Annotated in this window: 15 protein-coding genes; 7 read left to right on the top strand and 8 right to left on the bottom strand. The window is 57.7% G+C overall.

Annotated features, from left to right (window positions below; all coding sequences use genetic code 11):
* Positions 1-68 precede the first annotated feature (68 nt).
* From lepB to era, 4 genes are all read left to right on the top strand, one after another.
* The gene (lepB, locus tag WC392_06990) at positions 69-875 is read left to right on the top strand and encodes a signal peptidase I (GenBank protein MFA5242107.1); all 807 of its coding nucleotides are present in this window, start codon (positions 69-71) and stop codon (positions 873-875) included.
* A gap of 10 nt (positions 876-885) precedes the next feature.
* Complete coding sequence (locus WC392_06985; protein ID MFA5242106.1) at positions 886-1,257, top strand: DUF4845 domain-containing protein; 372 nt, start codon at positions 886-888, stop codon at positions 1,255-1,257.
* 32 nt (positions 1,258-1,289) lie between these two features.
* Positions 1,290-2,048, top strand: coding sequence for a ribonuclease III (gene rnc, locus WC392_06980; protein ID MFA5242105.1), 759 nt, complete (start codon positions 1,290-1,292; stop codon positions 2,046-2,048).
* A gap of 90 nt (positions 2,049-2,138) precedes the next feature.
* A complete protein-coding gene (gene era / locus WC392_06975) occupies positions 2,139-3,017 on the top strand; it encodes a GTPase Era (protein ID MFA5242104.1) in 879 nt (292 codons plus the stop codon).
* A gap of 283 nt (positions 3,018-3,300) precedes the next feature.
* Here era and WC392_06970 read toward each other — a convergent pair whose 3' ends face one another.
* The 8 genes from WC392_06970 to hyfB form a co-directional block, all read right to left on the bottom strand.
* Positions 3,301-3,624 carry a DNA-binding transcriptional regulator gene (locus tag WC392_06970; protein MFA5242103.1) on the bottom strand — a complete coding sequence of 108 codons (324 nt, stop codon included), beginning with the start codon at positions 3,622-3,624 and terminating at the stop codon, positions 3,301-3,303.
* Positions 3,608-3,991 (bottom strand): type II toxin-antitoxin system RelE/ParE family toxin, encoded by a 384-nt coding sequence (locus WC392_06965; protein MFA5242102.1) that lies wholly within the window; start codon positions 3,989-3,991, stop codon positions 3,608-3,610. Before WC392_06965 ends, WC392_06970 begins: the two co-directional genes overlap by 17 nt.
* An 81-nt stretch (positions 3,992-4,072) precedes the next feature.
* A complete protein-coding gene (locus WC392_06960) occupies positions 4,073-4,585 on the bottom strand; it encodes an NADH-quinone oxidoreductase subunit B family protein (GenBank protein MFA5242101.1) in 513 nt (170 codons plus the stop codon).
* Between the two features lie 65 nt (positions 4,586-4,650).
* Positions 4,651-6,192 (bottom strand): NADH-quinone oxidoreductase subunit C, encoded by a 1,542-nt coding sequence (locus WC392_06955; GenBank protein MFA5242100.1) that lies wholly within the window; start codon positions 6,190-6,192, stop codon positions 4,651-4,653.
* Positions 6,193-6,195: 3 nt separating this feature from the next.
* Entirely contained in the window at positions 6,196-7,644 is a 1,449-nt protein-coding gene (locus WC392_06950) for a hydrogenase 4 subunit F (protein MFA5242099.1), read from the bottom strand.
* Position 7,645: 1 nt separating this feature from the next.
* Entirely contained in the window at positions 7,646-8,302 is a 657-nt protein-coding gene (locus tag WC392_06945) for a formate hydrogenlyase (GenBank protein MFA5242098.1), read from the bottom strand.
* Between the two features lie 4 nt (positions 8,303-8,306).
* Positions 8,307-9,254, bottom strand: coding sequence for an NADH-quinone oxidoreductase subunit H (locus tag WC392_06940; GenBank protein MFA5242097.1), 948 nt, complete (start codon positions 9,252-9,254; stop codon positions 8,307-8,309).
* Positions 9,251-11,248, bottom strand: a complete 1,998-nt coding sequence (gene hyfB / locus WC392_06935) for a hydrogenase 4 subunit B (protein MFA5242096.1) — start codon at positions 11,246-11,248, stop codon at positions 9,251-9,253. The genes WC392_06940 and hyfB overlap by 4 nt, the downstream gene beginning before the upstream one ends.
* A gap of 304 nt (positions 11,249-11,552) precedes the next feature.
* Between hyfB and WC392_06930 the strand changes: the two genes are divergently transcribed.
* The 3 genes from WC392_06930 to WC392_06920 are packed head-to-tail and all read left to right on the top strand — an operon-like array spanning position 11,553 to position 17,339.
* On the top strand, positions 11,553-14,102 hold the full coding sequence (locus tag WC392_06930; protein MFA5242095.1) for a DEAD/DEAH box helicase family protein: 2,550 nt from the start codon (positions 11,553-11,555) through the stop codon (positions 14,100-14,102).
* Positions 14,103-14,117: 15 nt separating this feature from the next.
* Positions 14,118-16,604: an N-6 DNA methylase gene (locus WC392_06925; protein ID MFA5242094.1), complete on the top strand. Its 2,487-nt coding sequence runs from the start codon at positions 14,118-14,120 to the stop codon at positions 16,602-16,604.
* 3 nt (positions 16,605-16,607) lie between these two features.
* Positions 16,608-17,339, top strand: a complete 732-nt coding sequence (locus WC392_06920) for a hypothetical protein (GenBank protein ID MFA5242093.1) — start codon at positions 16,608-16,610, stop codon at positions 17,337-17,339.
* Positions 17,340-17,345: the final 6 nt, after the last annotated feature.

Raw genomic sequence — 17,345 nt, 5'->3', positions numbered from 1 at the left:
GTCAAAACCGCGTACAGCCCGATTTTACTCCTCACCCCTCACTCCTCACCCCTCACTAGGGTTGAAAAATGAATTTCGCACTCATCATGCTGATCGCGCTGCTGCTTACCGGCGCCATCTGGCTGTTCGACATCTATCTGGGCAGGCCGCACCGGGCAAAAGAGGCCAAGGAGCCGGTGCTGGTGGAATACGCCAGGAGTTTTTTTCCTGTCATTCTGGCGGTATTTCTGTTGCGCTCGTTCCTGGTGGAGCCGTTCAAGATCCCTTCTGGTTCAATGTTGCCGACGCTGCTGGTGGGCGACTTCATCCTCGTCAACAAATACACTTACGGCATTCGTCTGCCGGTGGCCAATGTCAAAATCATCGACGTGAACCAGCCGCAACGTGGCGACGTGATGGTGTTCCGCTATCCGGAAGACACCTCGCTGGATTACATAAAAAGGGTGGTGGGCTTGCCCGGCGACCGCGTGGTGTACCGCGAAAAACGTCTGTTCATCAATGGCAAGGCGATTGTCATGGAAGATCGCGGTGAACAGTTCAATTACGTTAAAAGCGGCTTGAATTATGTCACCGCCAAACACGCTTACGAGCAGCTGGACAGCCACCAGCATGCGGTGCTGGTCCTGCCTGACTTGCCGCCCGTGCGTCTGGGCGACGTCAAGTCCTTCCAGTCACGGGCCAACTGTGATTACAATGAGGAAGGTTTCAGTTGCACCGTGCCTGAAGGGAACTATTTCATGATGGGCGATAACCGGGACGATAGTAACGACAGCCGTTACTGGGGGTTTGTGCCGGAGCGTAACATTGTCGGCAAGGCATTCATGATCTGGTGGAATTTTGGCGACTTCAAGCGTGTTGGCCAGGCAATCAACTAGGAGGCGGGGAATGAAAAAAAATCAGCAGGGAATGACCTTTTTCGGTGTGATGTTTGTCGGCATGGCCGTGGTGCTCGGCGCTATTCTGGTGATGAAACTGATCCCTCCCTACCTCGAATTCTGGTCGGTTCAGAAAATTATCGGGGTGATGGCAAAGGATTCGGCCCTGCCCGGCATGACCCCGCAGGAAGTCAGAACTTCATTCGACAGGCGTGCCGTGATCGACAATATTAAAGTGATTAATGGCAAAGACCTCGATGTCACCAAGGATCGTGGCGAAACCGTGGTTTCAGCCGAGTACTCGGTGACCGTGCCGGTTGCCGGCAATCTGAGCGCATTGATCGAATTCAAGGCCTCCACCCAGGGCAGCAAGAGCCAGTAGGTGAATCAATCCTTGAGCATATTCCCTTCTTGATGAAGCGCCAGGCACTCTGCCGCTTGCTCGGGCAGGATTTCTCCCGGCCCGAGCTGTTGCAACAGGCACTGACACACCGTAGCTATGGTTCACCCAACAACGAGAGGCTGGAGTTTCTCGGTGACAGCATTCTGAATTGCGTCATTGCGGCCCGCCTGTATCAGCTTTACCCGCGCCTGCCGGAAGGCGACCTGAGCCGCATGCGCGCCGCATTGGTGAAAGAGCAGACGCTGGCGGAGATTGCCGGGCGGCTCAAGCTTGGCGATCACCTCATGCTGGGCGAAGGGGAGTTGAAAAGCGGCGGCTTTCGCCGTCCGTCTATCCTGGCCGATTCCCTGGAGGCGATCATAGGCGCGGCTTACCTGGATGGTGGTTTCGTCAGCGCCGAGGTGATGATTCTTGCCCTGTATGAACCACTGCTGCAAGCTCTCGACCCCAAAAAAATTGCCAAGGACCCCAAAACACAGTTGCAGGAATATCTGCAAAGCCGCAAGCATCCCTTGCCTCAGTACGAAGTGGTCACTATCCGTGGCGAGGCCCATGACCAGGAGTTTGAAGTGGAATGTGTCATCCCCGGTCTTGATATCCGCACTGCGGGTATCGGGCACAGCCGCCGCAGTGCCGAGCAGAATGCCGCCATTGCGGCTTATCAGGCTGCCACAAATGAAACTAGAAACCTTAATTCGATAACCACGGAGTTCACGGAGGACACGGAGAAAGCCGGTTTGCGGTCTTTTAGGGCCTCACCCAAAGGATGAATGCCATGCATTATGCAATCTATTGTTTTTACTCAGTGTTCTCCGTGAACTCCGTGGTTGACAGAGGTTTATAGGATGAATAACCCAATCATGAAAATTGGCTACATCGCCATCGTAGGCCGCCCCAATGTCGGCAAATCAACGCTGCTCAATCACCTTATCGGCCAGAAAGTCAGCATCACTTCGCGCAAGGCCCAGACCACCCGCCACCGCATTACCGGCATCCGCACCGATGCGGATACGCAGTTTATTTTTGTGGATACGCCGGGCTTCCAGACGCAGCATCAGAGCGCGCTGAACCGCGTAATGAACCGCACCGTGACGCAGGCGCTGTCGGATGTGGATGTGGTTCTGTTCGTGATCGAAGCCTTGCGTTTCGACGAACGCGACGAGAAAGTGCTGGCTCTGCTGCCGCGTGATCAGCCGGTGCTGCTGGTGCTGAACAAGATTGACCGTGTTGATGACAAGGAAAAGCTGCTCCCTTTCATCGACAAGATGTCCGCTTTATTTCCCTTCGCCGCCACTGTGCCACTCAGCGCCCAGAAGGGTGGCCCCCAGCTGGATGCGTTACTGGCGGAAGTCCGGCGCTATCTTTCGGACGGGACGGCGATCTATGGCGAGGATGAGATAACCGACCGCAGCGAACGTTTTCTGGCCGCTGAAATCGTGCGCGAGAAAGTTTTTCGCCTTTCCGGCGAGGAAGTTCCCTATTCCGTCAGTGTGGAGATCGAGAAATTCGAAACTACCGGGAAATTGCGCCGCATCTTCGCCGCCATCATCGTGGACCGGGAAGGGCAGAAGCCGATCCTGATCGGCAACAAGGGCGAGAAGCTCAAGGAAATCGGCACCCAGGCTCGCAAGGACATGGAAAAACTATTTGGCGACAAGGTCTATCTGGAATTGTGGGTCAAGGTCAAGGGTGGCTGGGCCGACGATGAGCGCGCGCTGAAGAGCCTGGGGTACGACTAAACGTAAAACATCGAATCACCCAGATGGTGACGCGCTTGCCATGAATGGGAACAGCACGGTAGGACTGATCCTGTTTGCCGGACTTCACGAGCTTGCCGATGATGCCACATGCCTCGCAGGACTTAGGTCCCGATGCCTCGACATGGAAGTGATCGTCGTGGTTTTCCTCGCTGAACCCTACAAAACAGCCAGACTTAATGGGTGCAGCAGGGTGTTGGCGTCATCATGCCTGCCTGGATTTGCCAGCCGCTCCTTTTGCGTCTCGTAGTGAACGAGAATCACACTACGCAAGAACCTTCAAGCCATGTTTCTCGACAATGGAAAGCAGTTTTAAAGCCATGCCGCCAGGACGTTTTGCACCTGTCTCCCACTGCTTCACAGTCGATTCGCTGGTATTAAGGTAACGAGCAAAAACAGGCTGGCTCACGTGATATTTTTCACGAATGAGTTTAATCTTCTTTGGCGCTAGCTCATGCGGGGTCACCAGGCACGATTCATCGAAGGTACGCATAGTTGCTTTGCTGATCGCACCAACCTGCAACAATGCATCAGCCGAGGTGTGGATTGCCTCGAAAGCATCACTTTTGTATTTAGGCTGTTTTCTCATGGCAAATCTCCAGCAACAATTGATTGTTTAACATTTGTGCGACTTGATCCGCCTGCAATACTGCATAGGCTTTCGCCAGCTTGCGGAACGATGCTAACTCGGCGCTATCAATATTTTCCCTATCCTTCTTGGCGAACAGATATGCATACACCCAATATTGCTCGCTCTTTGCCAGTATGACGGACCTATGCATATTGTCATTAAGACGCTTCTTGAGCACGCCACCACCAAGATCATCGGCCTGACCTTTCATCGCCTCGCGAATTGCCGTGCACAATTCGTCATCCGATATGCCCGCTTTCCTCGCAGCCTTTTCGAACCAGGCTGATTTAAATGCGCGAATGGCGTTTTTGTTCTTTTCCAGCATATGAGAACTGTAATACCTAGTGTCCCCTGTGTCAATTCAAGCTTAAATAGACCATCCGCTGCGCTGAAAATTCCTGGAATCTCAGGCGCCCTTGCTGATGGCGGTCAGAATGCCCTGCATGATCGCAAGCGGTGTGGGCGGACAGCCTGGCACCGCGACATCCACCGGGATCACATTCGCAATTCCGCCGCAACTGGCGTAATTTTCGCCGTAAATTCCCCCTGTGCAGCCACAGTCGCCGATCGCAACCACCAGTTTGGGTTCGGGGGTGGCATCGTAAGTACGCCGCAGGGCGATTTCCATATTCTTCGTTACCGGGCCGGTCACCAGCAGCATGTCCGCATGGCGCGGGCTGGCAACGAAATTGATCCCCAGTCCCTCGATGTTGTAGTAGGGATTGTTGACGCAGTGGATTTCCAGTTCACAGCCGTTGCATGAGCCGGCATCCACGTGCCGGATCGCCAGCGCGTGGCCGAAATGCTTGAGGATGTCTTCCTGCAGGCGCTGCTGCACTACCCGCAGGGATTCGTCCGCCTCCGGCGGAGCTTCTGTCTTGATGCCGGTGCGCAGCATCTGCTTGATAATTTGGTACATTTCAGTTGTCAGTTTTCGTCATGTCGTAGGGTGCAATAAGCGAAGCGCATTGCACCAACCTTATTTCACAAATCCTGTCCGGTGTAGCTCAAATTGAACGACTTATTGATGAGCGGGAAATCCGGCACGATATTGCCGATGATGGCGTGCTCCAGCAGCGGCCAGTTCTGCCATGACGGGTCATGGGGGTGCAGGCGCTCGATGCGGTTGTCCTTGCCGCTGTGCAGCGCCATCAGCACCTCGCCGCGCCATCCTTCAACCATGCCGATGCCGAAGGCGTTTTCGGGCACTTTAGGTAATGGCGTCAAAATCGGCCCGCTGGGCATGCGGTCCAGGATCAGGCGGCACAATCTCAGCGATTCAAACACTTCCTCGAAGCGCACGATCACCCTTGCGGCGACGTCGCCATTGCGGTGTGTTGCCATGCGCACGTCGAGCTGGTCGTAGGGCGCGCTCGGGTATTGCGCGCGCAGATCCCAGGATTGCGCGCTGGCGCGGCCGGCGAAGCCGGTCAGGCCGAGATTCGCCGCCAGGTCGGGTTTGACCCGGCCGGTGGTGACGAAGCGGTCCTGGGCGCCGGCGTGCTCTTCATAGATGTCGCGCAGGATGCGCACTTCGCGTTCCAGTTCGTCGCCAGCCTTGATCAGGCGGCCATAATCGGCAGCCTTGATGTCCACCGTGACGCCGCCGGGTACGATGCTGTCCATCAGGTAACGGTGGCCGAACACCGCCTGGCTGCCACGCAGCCAGTCTTCCTTGAGGCGCCAGAACTGGGCGAAGCCGAAGGCCAGGGCGACGTCGTTGCCGAGATAGCCCAGGTCGCCGAGATGGTTGGCGATGCGCTCGCGCTCCAGCAGCAGGGCGCGCAGCCATACTGCGCGCGGCTCGGGAGTGAAGTTCACCAGGCTTTCCGCTGCCATGGCATAGGCCCAGGCATAAGCCACGGTGCTGTCGCCGGAAATGCGGCCCGCCAGCCTTGCACCCTGTTCGATGGTCATGGTTTCCGCCAGTTTTTCCACACCCTTGTGCTTGTAACCCAGGCGCTGTTCCAGACGCAGCACGCGTTCGCCGATGATGGAAAAACGGAAATGGCCGGGCTCGATGGTGCCGGCATGCACCGGGCCCACCGGGATCTCGTGCACGCCGTTGCCGGTGACGGTGACGAAAGGATAGGCATCGTCTTCGAGGGGATATTGCTGCTTGAGATCGAATTCCTTGCGCAGCGGAAACTGGTCTTCCGGCCAGGCGCCGTGGCGCAGCCATTTGCGCGTATCGGGGCTGTCCTGGGCAACCATGCCGAGCAGGTCATATATTGCCCGCTGCATGCGGTTGGCGGTGGGGAAGATGTCGATGATGCTGGGATAGGCGGGGTTCTCGGCAGCGAGCGGCAGGGTCAGGCAGATCAGGCCGGGAGCGTCCATCAGCGCGGCATGGAGGGCAAACCCCTGTCCCTGCGCGCGTTCGTCGCTGCCCCAGAGCGCGATCAGGCGGCCGCCGTGCTCGCGCACCTGGGCGCAGGCGGCGCGGAATTGCGCGGCGTCGACCGTGCCGCGCCAGGCTGGCATGGCTGTCTGAAGCTCGTTCAGAGGTACTGGAAAATTATTCATGGCTCAACCCAGCAAAGCCGCCGCCTGGCGGTACCAGTCAGCCAGATAGGGCGGGATATACAGCCCCAGCAGCAACACCAGCGCCAGATGGACGAAAACCGGTATCAGCGCGGGAGGGTGGGGCAGGCGCAAGCCCTCGGTTTCGCCGAACACCATCGGCTGCACCTTGCCGAAAATGGCGGCGAAGGCCACGCCCAGCGCGATCAGCAGGAAGGGCGTGGCCCAGGAGTGTTCGTGCATGGCGGTGGTGATGATGAGGAATTCGCTGGCGAAAACGCCGAAAGGCGGCATGCCGAGAATCGCGAGCGTGCCCAGGATCAGTCCCCAGCCGATGGTGGGATTGGTCTTGATCAGGCCGCGGATGTTGTCCATGACCTGGGTGCCGGAATTTTGCGCGGCGTGGCCGACGGCGTAAAAGATGGCGGATTTTGTCAGGCAATGCACGGTCATGTGCAGCAGCGCGGCGAAGGTCGCCACCGCCCCGCCCATGCCGAAGGCGAAGGTCATCAGGCCCATGTGTTCGATGGAAGAATAGGCGAACAGGCGCTTGATGTCCTTCTGGCGCGAGAGGAAGAACGCCGCCAAAACGACCGAGAGCAGGCCGAAGCCCATCATCAGGTTGCCGGCAAGGTGAGTTTCGAGGGCACCGTCCACCAGCACCTTGGAACGCACCACGGCGTACAGGGCGACATTCAGCAGCAGGCCGGAGAGCACGGCGGAAATCGGCGTCGGGCCTTCGGCATGGGCGTCTGGCAGCCAGTTGTGCAGCGGCGCCAGCCCGACCTTGGTGCCGTAACCCACCAGCAGGAAGACGAAGGCCAGCGACAATACGGTCGGTTCCAGGTCGGTCTTGACCGCGTTGAGGTGAGTCCACAGCAGGGCCGTGCCGCCGGCGCCGAGCACTTTTTCCGCCGCGAAGTAGAGCAGGATGGTGCCGAACAGCGCCTGGGCGATACCCACGCCGCACAGGATGAAGTATTTCCACGCCGCTTCCAGGCTGGCCGGGGTGCGATACAGCGAAACCAGCAGCACCGTGGTGAGCGTGGCGGCTTCCATCGCCACCCACAGAATGCCCATATTGTTGGTGGTGAGCGCCAGCAGCATGGTGAAGCTGAACAGCTGGTACATGCTGTGGTAGAGGCGCAGCATGTTGCGGCTGAGCTTGCCGTGATGTTCCTCGATGCGCATGTAGGGGCGCGAGAACAGCGAGGTGGTGAAGCCGACGAAAGCCGTCAGGGTGACCAGGAACACGTTGAAGGGATCGATGAAGAACTGTTCGTTGAAGGCCGTCATCGGGCCGTCGCTGATGATTTTCAGAGTCAGTGCCACGGAAGCGGCGAAAGTGGCGAAACTCGTCAGCGAATTTATCTCGGGCGCGTAGTGTTTGCCGCCGAACAGCGCCAGCAGAAGACCGCCTGCGAGGGGGATGCCTAGTAGCCAGATGATTTCCACGTCAGTCCTCTTTCAGCTTTTCCATGTGCTTGATGTCCAGGCTGTCGAACGTCTCGCGGATGTGGAAGAAGAAAATGCCGAAGATGAAGGTGCCCACCAGCACGTCCAGCGCGATGCCCAGTTCCACCACCATGGGCATGCCGTAGGTGGCGCTGGTGGCGGCGAAGAACAGGCCGTTTTCCATGGCGAGGAAGCCGATCACCTGGGGCACCGCCTTGCGCCGCGTGATCATCATCATGAAGGAGAGCAGCACCGTGGCCAGGGCGATGCCCAGCGTGCTTTTGGTGACGGTGGAGGAGAGCGCGGAAATCGGCAGGGCCAGGTTGAAGGCGAACACCACCAGGACGATGCCAATCAGCATGGTGGTGGGGATGTTGAGCAGGGTTTCCACGTCCCACTTGATGTCGAGCTTGCGAATCAGGCGGTGCAGCAGCCAGGGCAGGACCAGCACCTTCAGCAACAGGGTGAGCCCGGCGGAATAATAGAGGTGATGCTGGTTCGAGGTCCACGCCACCACCGCGGCGGAAATCGCCAGAATCAGCCCTTGCCAGGCGAACAGGTTGATCAGGGTGAGCACGCGGCGCTGCGCCAGCATGGCGAATGAGATCAGCAGCAGCAGGGCGGCGAACAGGTTGATGAGTTGCTGGGCCAGGGTCATACCGTCACACCTTCAGCAAGTTCAAAGTGAGGATGCCCAGCACGGCAAGCAGGAACGCGGTGCCGAGGTATTCCGGCGCGCGGAAGATGCGCAGTTTGGCGGAAACCGATTCGAGCAGCGCCAGGCCGAAGCCGGCGGCGGCGAGCTTGAGCGCCAGGATCACCAGCGCCAGCGGCACGGCGCCCCAGTTGCCGGCCTCGGCAATGCCCCAGGGCAGGAACAGGGCGATGCCGATGGTGACGTAGGCGAACAGCTTCATGGCGCTGGCCCATTCGATCAGGGCCAGATGACGCGCCGAATATTCCAGGATCATGGCTTCGTGGATCATGGTCAGTTCGAGGTGGGTGGAGGGATTGTCCACCGGGATGCGGGAATTTTCCGCCAGCAGCACCATGAGAAAGGCGATGCCGCCAAACGCCAGGCTGGGATGGATCACGAACTGTTTGTGGGCGAAGGTTTCCACGATGGTGGTCAATGAGGTCGAATGCGCGATCATGGAAGCGCTGAAAAATACCATCAGCAGGGCCGGCTCGGCGAGAAAGGAAACCAGCATCTCGCGCCGGGCGCCCAGGGTGCCGAAGGAGGTGCCGATGTCCATCGCCGCCAGGGCGATGAACACGCGCGCCAGGGCGAAAATCCCCACCAGGGCGATCACGTCCACCGCGTTGGAAAGAGGCAGGTCGATCGCCAGCACCGGAACCATCGCCGCCGCCAGCCACATGCTGACAAACAGGGCGTAGGGGGTGTAGCGGAAGAGGGGGGAGGCGCTGTTGGCCAGCACGGCATCCTTGTGGAACAGCTTGGCCAGGTTGCGGTAGGGCTGGAAAATGCCGGCGGCGCTGCGGCCCTGCATCCAGGCGCGGCAATTGTTGACCCAGCCGAGCAGCAGCGGGGCGGCCAGGAGCACCAGCGCGTTCTGGAACAACTGGAAGAGCAGGGTGGTGGTGTTCATCGTGCAAACGCCAGCAAGGCAATCAGGGTAACGAAGCTGTACATCAGGTAGAGCGGAATGCGCCCGTGCTGCATTTTGCCGATCAGGGCGGAAAGTTTTTCGACCAGGCTGGCGGCGGGCAGATACAGCAGATTCCATAGCCGGTCGTGAGTTTCGCCGTGGTAATGGGGTTTGCTGTCGAAGGGGCTGGGCACTTCGCGAATTACGCCAAAAAAGAAATCGAAAATCTGCCGGATCGGCTGGCCGAAGCCTTCCGCGCTATCCTGCATGCGCGCGGTCTGGGCCGGGTAGCCGCAATCCCAGGCCGGACCACGCCGCACCCGGCCATGGTAGAACTTGCGCACGGCGAAGAAGGTGAGCAGGGTACCGGAAAGAATGATCAGGAACAGGATCAGCGGACTATAGCTGGCGCGCTCCGCGGCCACGGGGGTGAGCCACAGCCAGCCGGTGCTGGCTGCCGTGCCGCCAAGATCATGCCCTACCAGCACCAGGGCGACGTTGTCGATGAGCAGAATGAAAAACACCGGCGCCAGTCCGAGCACCAGGCACCCGCCAGCCAGCCACAGCAGGCCGGCCCGCTCGAGCAGGCCGGCATCATGCGCTTCACTCAGCTTTTCCTCGCGTGGCTGGCCGAGGAAAATCACGCCGTAGAACTTGACCATGGCGTAGGCCGCCAGCGCTCCGCCCAGCACCAGCGCGGCCGCGCCCAGGGGCAGCAGCATGTTGAGGTAGAGTTGCGGCATGGCAGGCGCGAGCAGGAAAGACTGCAACAACAGCCATTCCGAGACGAAGCCATTGAGCGGCGGCAGACCTGAAATGGCAAGCATGCCGATCAGCACCAATAGCGCCACCCACGGCATCTTGTGGATCAGGCCGCCGAGCTTGCCCATATTGCGCTCGCCGGTGGCGTGCAGCACCGAACCGGTACCGAGGAACAGCAGGGATTTGAAGAAAGAGTGGTTGAGCGCATGGTAAAGCGTGGCGACCAGGGCAAGGGCGGCTACCTGGTCCTGGTGATTGGCGTGGAACAGGATGGCCAGGCCGATGCCGGCAATCAGGATGCCGATGTTTTCGATCGAGGAATAGGCCAGCAGACGTTTCATGTCGGACTGCACCGCCGCGAACAGCACGCCATAGAGCATGGTTGCCAGTCCCAGGGTCAGGGCCAGGATGCCCCACCACCACTGGTGGGTGTGGAGGAAATCGAAAGTGACCCGCAGAATGCCGTAAATCGCGGTCTTCAGCATGATACCGCTCATCATCGCGGAAACCGGCGAAGGGGCCGCGGGGTGGGCCTCTGGCAGCCAGATATGCAGCGGCAGCATGCCGGCCTTGGCGCCGAAGCCGAACAGGGCGAGCAGGAAGGCCACGCTGGTCCATAGCGGGGACAGCTCGTTATGGCGCATGGTGGCAAAAGTATAGTCGCCATGGCCGCCCTGCAGCACGCCGAAACTCATCAGGATGGCGATGGCGCCGATGTGGGCGATCAGCAGGTAGATGAAACCGGCGCTGCGGATCTCGGGAATCTTGTGGTCGGTGGTGACCAGGAAATAGGACGAAATCGCCATGGTTTCCCATGCCACCATGAACAGGTAGGCATCGTCCGCCAGCAGCACCAGCGCCATGCTGGCCAGAAAAAGGTGATATTCGAAGGTGAGCAGGCCGAGCGTGTTGCCCGCCATGCTGCGGAAATAGCCCGCGCTGTAAAGGGATATGCCGAAAGAGGCAGCCCCGAGGATCAGCAGGAAAAAGGCCGACAGGGCATCGAGGCGGAGATGAAATGGCAAGTCCGGCAGGCCCAGCGGCAGAACGGCGACGTTGGGAGTCTGGCCCAGTGCGGCGAGGGCGGTGGCCGCCAGCGCCAGGGAAGCGAGCGCGCCGACAGGAAAGATGAGCCGGGTGATGAGCCGGGGGCTGCCCTGCAATGCCAGGCCGAGCATGGCAAGCACCAGCCATAAGGCAATCACACAGAGGGTATAGTCGATGGGCAGCATGTTCTGGCCTGAATTTAGGCCACAATTATAACGAGGTTTTTCGGCATGTGACGGCGTATTTTTCTGGCGTGCTGAAACGTTGGCTAAGGGCAGATGTGAACGGAGTTTGTGACCACTGGCCGATAATGTCCAAAATCAAGACCCGCCGCGAAGTTATGATGTTGTCGATGCTCTTGAATTGCTTGAAAATGCCACGGGATAAACGATGGCGCTGAATCTGGCTGATGATTCTCTGGTAAAGTATGCCTTGGTAATATTTCGTGTCAGATGAATACCGCCCATAGCAAGAATTCAAAGTTACCAAATGGCCGCCAAAGAAGCACAAGCACGAATCAAACTCAACAAACTGCTGGAAGAGGCCGGCTGGTGTTTCTTCGACGGTGCTCATGGCAAGGCCAACATCGTTCTGGAACCCAAGGTCAAGCTGACAAAGGCCGTTATTGATGCCCTTGGCGAAAACTTTGAAGACACCTCCAATGGCTTTATCGACTTCTTGTTATTGGACGAAAGCGGCTTTCCGTTGGTGGTACTTGAAGCCAAGGCCGAGGACAAAAATCCACTGATCGGCAAGGAACAGGCGCGCAAGTATGCCAAATCCCAAAACTGCCGGTTCATCATCCTTTCCAACGGCAACTTGCATTATTTCTGGGACCTGGAGCAAGGCAACCCGCACATCATCACACGCTTTCCTTCGCCGGATTCCATCAAGGGCTATCATCGCTTCCAGCCCAATCCGCAAATACTGATCACTGAGCTGCTGGGCAAGGACTACATTGCGCTCACACAACTGCCGAACTACGCTGCCGAGGCTGGCTGGATCAACCACGCGGAGCGCGAAGCCTTCACCCAGAAAAACCGCCTGCGCTTCCTGCGTGATTACCAGAAGCGCGCTGTGCTGGCGATTCAGGATGCCGTTGCCGAAGGCCATAGCCGCTTCCTGTTCGAGATGGCGACCGGTACCGGCAAGACACTCACTGCCGCCGCTGTCATCAAGCTGTTCCTGCGCACCGGCAACGCCCGGCGCGTGCTGTTTCTGGTGGATCGCCTGGAACTGGAAGATCAGGCCAACAAAGCTTTCGTCGCCTACCTGAAAAACGACTATACCTCGGTCATCTACAAGGAGCGGCGCGACGAATGGCGCAAGGCCGAGATTGTCGTTACCACGGTACAGTCGCTACTGTTTAACGACAAATACAAACGCCTGTTTTCACCCACTGATTTCGACCTGGTGATTTCCGATGAAGCCCACCGCTCCATCGGCGGCAACGCCCGCGCCGTATTCGAGTATTTTGTCGGCTACAAGCTGGGCCTCACCGCCACGCCACGCGATTACCTGAAGAAGTTCGACGCCAGCAAGCCCTCCACCCGCGACCCGCGCGAACAGGAACGGCGACTCCTGCTCGACACCTACCGCACCTTTGGCTGCGAGAGCGGCCAGCCCACTTACCGTTACTCGCTGCTGGATGGCGTGCGCGAAGGTTTCCTCATCAACCCGGTGGTGGTCGATGCGCGCACCGACATCACCACGCAACTGCTGTCCGACAAAGGTTACGCCATCGCGGCACCCAACCCGGATGGCGAGGCCAGCGAAGAAACTTTCTTCCAGAAGGATTTCGAGAAAAAGTTTTTCTCCGACGCAACCAATCGCCTGTTCTGTGAAACCTTCCTGAAAAATGCGCTACGCGATCCGGTCAGCCGAGAACTCGGCAAATCCATCATCTTCGCCGTCAGCCAGAACCACGCCGCCAAGCTTACGCAAACCCTCAACGAACTGGCCGACGCCATCTGGCCCGGCAAGTATCAATCCGATTTCGCCGTGCAGGTCACTTCGCTGATACCGGACGCCCAGCAATACACTATCAATTTCACCAACAACAACTTGCTCGGCTCGACCCATTTTCTCGATAGCTACAAGACCAGCAAGGCGCGCGTTTGCGTAACGGTGGGCATGATGACCACTGGCTACGATTGTCCGGACATACTTAATCTTGGCCTGATGCGCCCGATCTTTTCGCCATCCGATTTCGTCCAGATCAAGGGGCGCGGCACGCGCAAGCATAATTTCCTGGAACAGCTTTTCGACAAGGCGCTCAAGGAGCAGATTGGCAAGCAGGACAAGACCCAATTCAAGCTGTTCGACTTCTTCGCCAACTGCGAATACTTCGAGGAAAAGTTCAACTACGACGAAGTGCTCAAGCTGCCGCGACCGGGGACGGGTGAAGGACAGGACACCGGCGGCGGGACTACCATCGGCCCGGATGGTCAATATATCTACGGCGGCACTGATGCGGTGGCCTCATTCGCCGAGGAACCGGTCGGTGCACAGGGCATGAAAATCGACCGCATGTTCTTCGAAGGCTTCGAGAGCACGGTGAAAGCCAACCCTATCTTGCAGGAGCAGGTAGAAAACGAGCAATGGGACCAAGCCATCGACCACATCACCACGCATCTTTTCGACAAGCCCGCCGAGTTCTACACGCTGGACAAATTGCGCCGCGCCGCCGGGGTGGATCGCCGCCTGACACTGCGCGAGATTCTGGAAAAGATTTTCGGCCTGATTCCCTATTTCAAGGCCAAGGACGAACTGCTCGACGACGAATTCCAGAAGTTCCTGCTCGATGCCTCGACCGAGGACATCGAAAAGCAGGCCGACAAGATCGTCGCCATGAAGTACTTCTTCAAAGCCTATGCCACCGATGGCCGGTTGCGCGACATCATCGACAAAAAGCGCCTGACCGACCTCAACGTTAATCCCACCTTCGGCATGACCGACTTCAAGGCCGTGCCCAAGGAATGGCGCGACAAGATACCCGAGTACGTGAAAGACTACGTGCCTCTCAATCAGTTCATGTAAGGAATACGAACCCCCATGCTCGACACCGACACCAAGCGGCGCATCGACTCTTGCCGCGATATTCTTGTCGGCAAAGTACCCGACCCCAAATCCCAGGTCGAACAGATCACCATCGCGCTTATCTACAAGTTCATGGACGACATGGACGCCGAGGCCGAGGAGTTGGGCGGCGCGCGCAGCTTCTTTGCTGGCGACTATGCCAAATACGGCTGGGCCAAACTCATGGCCCCCAGCATGGGCGGCTTCGATGTGCTTGCGCTGTATTCCGAAGCCATCGGCAAGATGAACGAAAACCCCGGCGTCCCGCCGCTGTTCCGCGACATCTTCAAGAACGCCTATCTGCCTTACCGCGACCCTGAAACATTACGTAGTTTCCTCAAGGAAATAAACGGCTTCACCTACGACCACTCTGAGCGACTGGGCGATGCCTTCGAATACCTGCTTTCCGTGCTTGGTAGCCAAGGCGATGCCGGTCAATTCCGCACCCCGCGCCACATCATCGATTTCATGGTCGAGATCGTCGACCCGAAGAAGAACGAAAGCATTCTCGACCCGGCCTGCGGCACGGCGGGCTTCCTGATTTCCGCCTGGAAGCACATCCTCAAGCACAACACCAAGGAGCGCAGCGGCGACCTGCTCACCCCCGACGAGCGCCAATACCTCGCCGCCAACATCCACGGCTACGACATCTCGCCCGACATGGTGCGCCTGTCGCTGGTCAACCTGTACCTGCACGGTTTCACCGATCCGCACGTCGTCGAATACGACACGCTGACCAGCGAAGAGAAGTGGAACGAAACCGCCGACATCATCCTTGCAAACCCGCCTTTCATGTCGCCGAAGGGCGGTATCAAGCCGCACAAACGTTTTTCGGTGCAGGCCAGTCGCTCGGAAGTGTTGTTCGTTGATTACATGGCCGAGCACCTCAGCCCGCAAGGCCGTGCCGCCATCGTTGTGCCGGAAGGGATCATTTTCCAGAGCGGCACCGCCTACAAGCAACTACGTGAAATGCTGGTAAAGAACTCGCTGGTGGCGGTGGTATCACTGCCTGCCGGGGTGTTCAATCCTTACAGCGGCGTCAAGACCTCGATTCTGATTCTTGATAAACGATTGGCGAAAACCACTGATTCGGTGCTTTTCGTCAAAGTGGAAAACGATGGCTACAACCTCGGCGCACAACGGCGCGCGGTGACGGGGAGCGGCCTGCCGGAAGCTCAACGGCACCTGCGTGAGTTTTTTTCCAATGCCGAGGCTTTTGAAAATAGTGCGATGGCGCACAAGGTAGAGCGGGCGCGGATAGGTGAGAACGGTGAATGGAATCTGAGCGGGGAGCGCTACCGTGACAGGGAAACGACTGCCAGCGAGTATCCTCATGTGCCCCTCGCTACCATAGCCGAGATCGCCGCAGGCAATTCTGCGCCGCAGGATGCCAAGTACTTCGAAAATGGCAAATTTCGCTTTGTGCGGACTTCGGATGTCGGAGCGGTTCATCTTTCTGATTCGTTCGCCAGCAGTGCCGACAGGTTGAATGAGTTAGCCGTGGAAGAACTACGGCTACGACTGTTTCCGCCAGGCACGATTCTGTTTCCCAAGAGCGGCGCTTCGACATTTCTGAACCATCGCGTGGTTCTGAAGGAAAGCGCCTATGTTTCCAGCCACCTTGCCGCAATCATTTGTGACCTCAGCAAAGCATTACCAGCGTTTGTCTATCGTCTGCTATGCGAGATTGACGCACGGACGCTTACGCCGGATCAGGCATATCCATCTCTGAAACTGCCGGACATAGGTGGAATATCAATTCCCCTCCCGCCCCTCAAAATTCAGGAGGAAATCGTCGCGGAAATCGAGGGCTATCAGAAGATCATCGACGGCGCCCGGCAGGTGGTAGAGAACTACCGGTCGCGAATCAATGTGCAACCGGATTGGCCGCTTATTCCACTCAGCGAGTTGTTCAGTACAAAATCAGGCACAACCCCAAGGAGAGATAACCCCGCCTATTTTTCAGGCGGACACATTCCATGGGTGAAGACGCTCGATCTGAGCGATGGGCCAATCCACGACACCGAGGAGCGGGTTACTGACTTGGCACTTGCCGAAACTCATTTGGAGATTTTGCCGAAAGGCACTGTATTGATCGCGATGTATGGCGGGTTCAACCAGATTGGGCGAACTGGTGTTTTGGAGATTGGAGCCGTCCATAATCAAGCGATGACCGCACTACTGCCGACTCCCAAAGTCGAACCCTACTACCTCAATGCGATATTCGTGTCGTTCAGAGAACATTGGAAGACGGTTGCCAACAGCACCCGGAAAGACCCGAACATCACCAAGAGTGACGTTATCAATTTCCTTCTCCCCCTTCCAGATATTGACACCCAGCGCGCCATCGTCACCGAAATCGAGGCCGAGCAAGCCCTAGTCAACGCCAACAAGGAACTGATCACCCGCTTCGAAGTCAAGATCAAAGCCGCCATCAACCGCGTCTGGTCTGAAGCCGAGTAAACCATGGATGACGCACTGGCGATTCGCGATTACCTCCCCAATTCGTTCAAGAATTCGAACGATGGGGATTACATCGCCTTTCTGTGGGAGGTATTCGAGAGCAACTACGAAAGCGGCAAATACCAGTTCGCCATGCTGGCGTGCCACATGCTCTACATGAGTTTCGTCTATTTCTCGGTGTGGCAAATCAAAACCAGGCGGAAGGATGCGTTCTCCATGTCTCTGGTCGGCTTCTCCAAGGACGATGAAAAAGGGTTACTGGAAGCCACTTCGCCATTTTCATTCTGGACAATCAACGAGGCACGGATCTTCCGCTTTCTCAAGCTGATCGGTTGCACCAACAACGACATAGGCAAGTTTGCAAAGCTGGTGCAGCAACGCAACGACATCGCCCACTCCAACGGCAATATTTTTTTCAGCGATCAAGCTACCGCCGACAGCAAGATTGGCGAGATATTGGACCAGATGGCCGCCATCCAGAGCCACATGCGCCCGGTGATTCACGAATGCCTGAAACACTTCCTGCTGGAAAGCCACAACCCGGACGAACGGGAATACTACGATGACGCTGACCAGATTCGGGAAGTGCTGATCCACGCCAATTATTTTTCGCAGAAGGACATCGAGGATTGTTTGGGCTTCGATATAGACAGCTTAAGCGGTCACGCGCATTTCGAGGCGCTCAAGACGCTGTTCGCGGCATACCTGGCGGAATACACACAACAAGATGATTAAACGGAA

Origin of the sequence: Sulfuricella sp., from assembly GCA_041651995.1 — a bacterium.
Classification (GTDB): Bacteria; Pseudomonadota; Gammaproteobacteria; order Burkholderiales; family Sulfuricellaceae; genus Sulfurimicrobium.
The sequence above is the reverse complement of the archived record's forward strand: the minus strand, read 5'-3'. Positions and strand labels throughout refer to the sequence as shown.

Excerpts from the sequence above, each read along its gene's own strand:
- lepB (MFA5242107.1), top strand. The coding sequence starts at position 69 with ATGAATTTCGCACTCATCATGCTGATCGCGCTGCTGCTTACCGGCGCC.
- WC392_06985 (MFA5242106.1), top strand. The coding sequence starts at position 886 with ATGAAAAAAAATCAGCAGGGAATGACCTTTTTCGGTGTGATGTTTGTC.
- rnc (MFA5242105.1), top strand. The coding sequence starts at position 1,290 with ATGAAGCGCCAGGCACTCTGCCGCTTGCTCGGGCAGGATTTCTCCCGG.
- era (MFA5242104.1), top strand. The coding sequence starts at position 2,139 with ATGAAAATTGGCTACATCGCCATCGTAGGCCGCCCCAATGTCGGCAAA.
- WC392_06970 (MFA5242103.1), bottom strand. The coding sequence starts at position 3,624 with ATGAGAAAACAGCCTAAATACAAAAGTGATGCTTTCGAGGCAATCCAC.
- WC392_06965 (MFA5242102.1), bottom strand. The coding sequence starts at position 3,991 with ATGCTGGAAAAGAACAAAAACGCCATTCGCGCATTTAAATCAGCCTGG.
- WC392_06960 (MFA5242101.1), bottom strand. The coding sequence starts at position 4,585 with ATGTACCAAATTATCAAGCAGATGCTGCGCACCGGCATCAAGACAGAA.
- WC392_06955 (MFA5242100.1), bottom strand. The coding sequence starts at position 6,192 with ATGAATAATTTTCCAGTACCTCTGAACGAGCTTCAGACAGCCATGCCA.
- WC392_06945 (MFA5242098.1), bottom strand. The coding sequence starts at position 8,302 with ATGACCCTGGCCCAGCAACTCATCAACCTGTTCGCCGCCCTGCTGCTG.
- WC392_06940 (MFA5242097.1), bottom strand. The coding sequence starts at position 9,254 with ATGAACACCACCACCCTGCTCTTCCAGTTGTTCCAGAACGCGCTGGTG.
- hyfB (MFA5242096.1), bottom strand. The coding sequence starts at position 11,248 with ATGCTGCCCATCGACTATACCCTCTGTGTGATTGCCTTATGGCTGGTG.
- WC392_06930 (MFA5242095.1), top strand. The coding sequence starts at position 11,553 with ATGGCCGCCAAAGAAGCACAAGCACGAATCAAACTCAACAAACTGCTG.
- WC392_06925 (MFA5242094.1), top strand. The coding sequence starts at position 14,118 with ATGCTCGACACCGACACCAAGCGGCGCATCGACTCTTGCCGCGATATT.
- WC392_06920 (MFA5242093.1), top strand. The coding sequence starts at position 16,608 with ATGGATGACGCACTGGCGATTCGCGATTACCTCCCCAATTCGTTCAAG.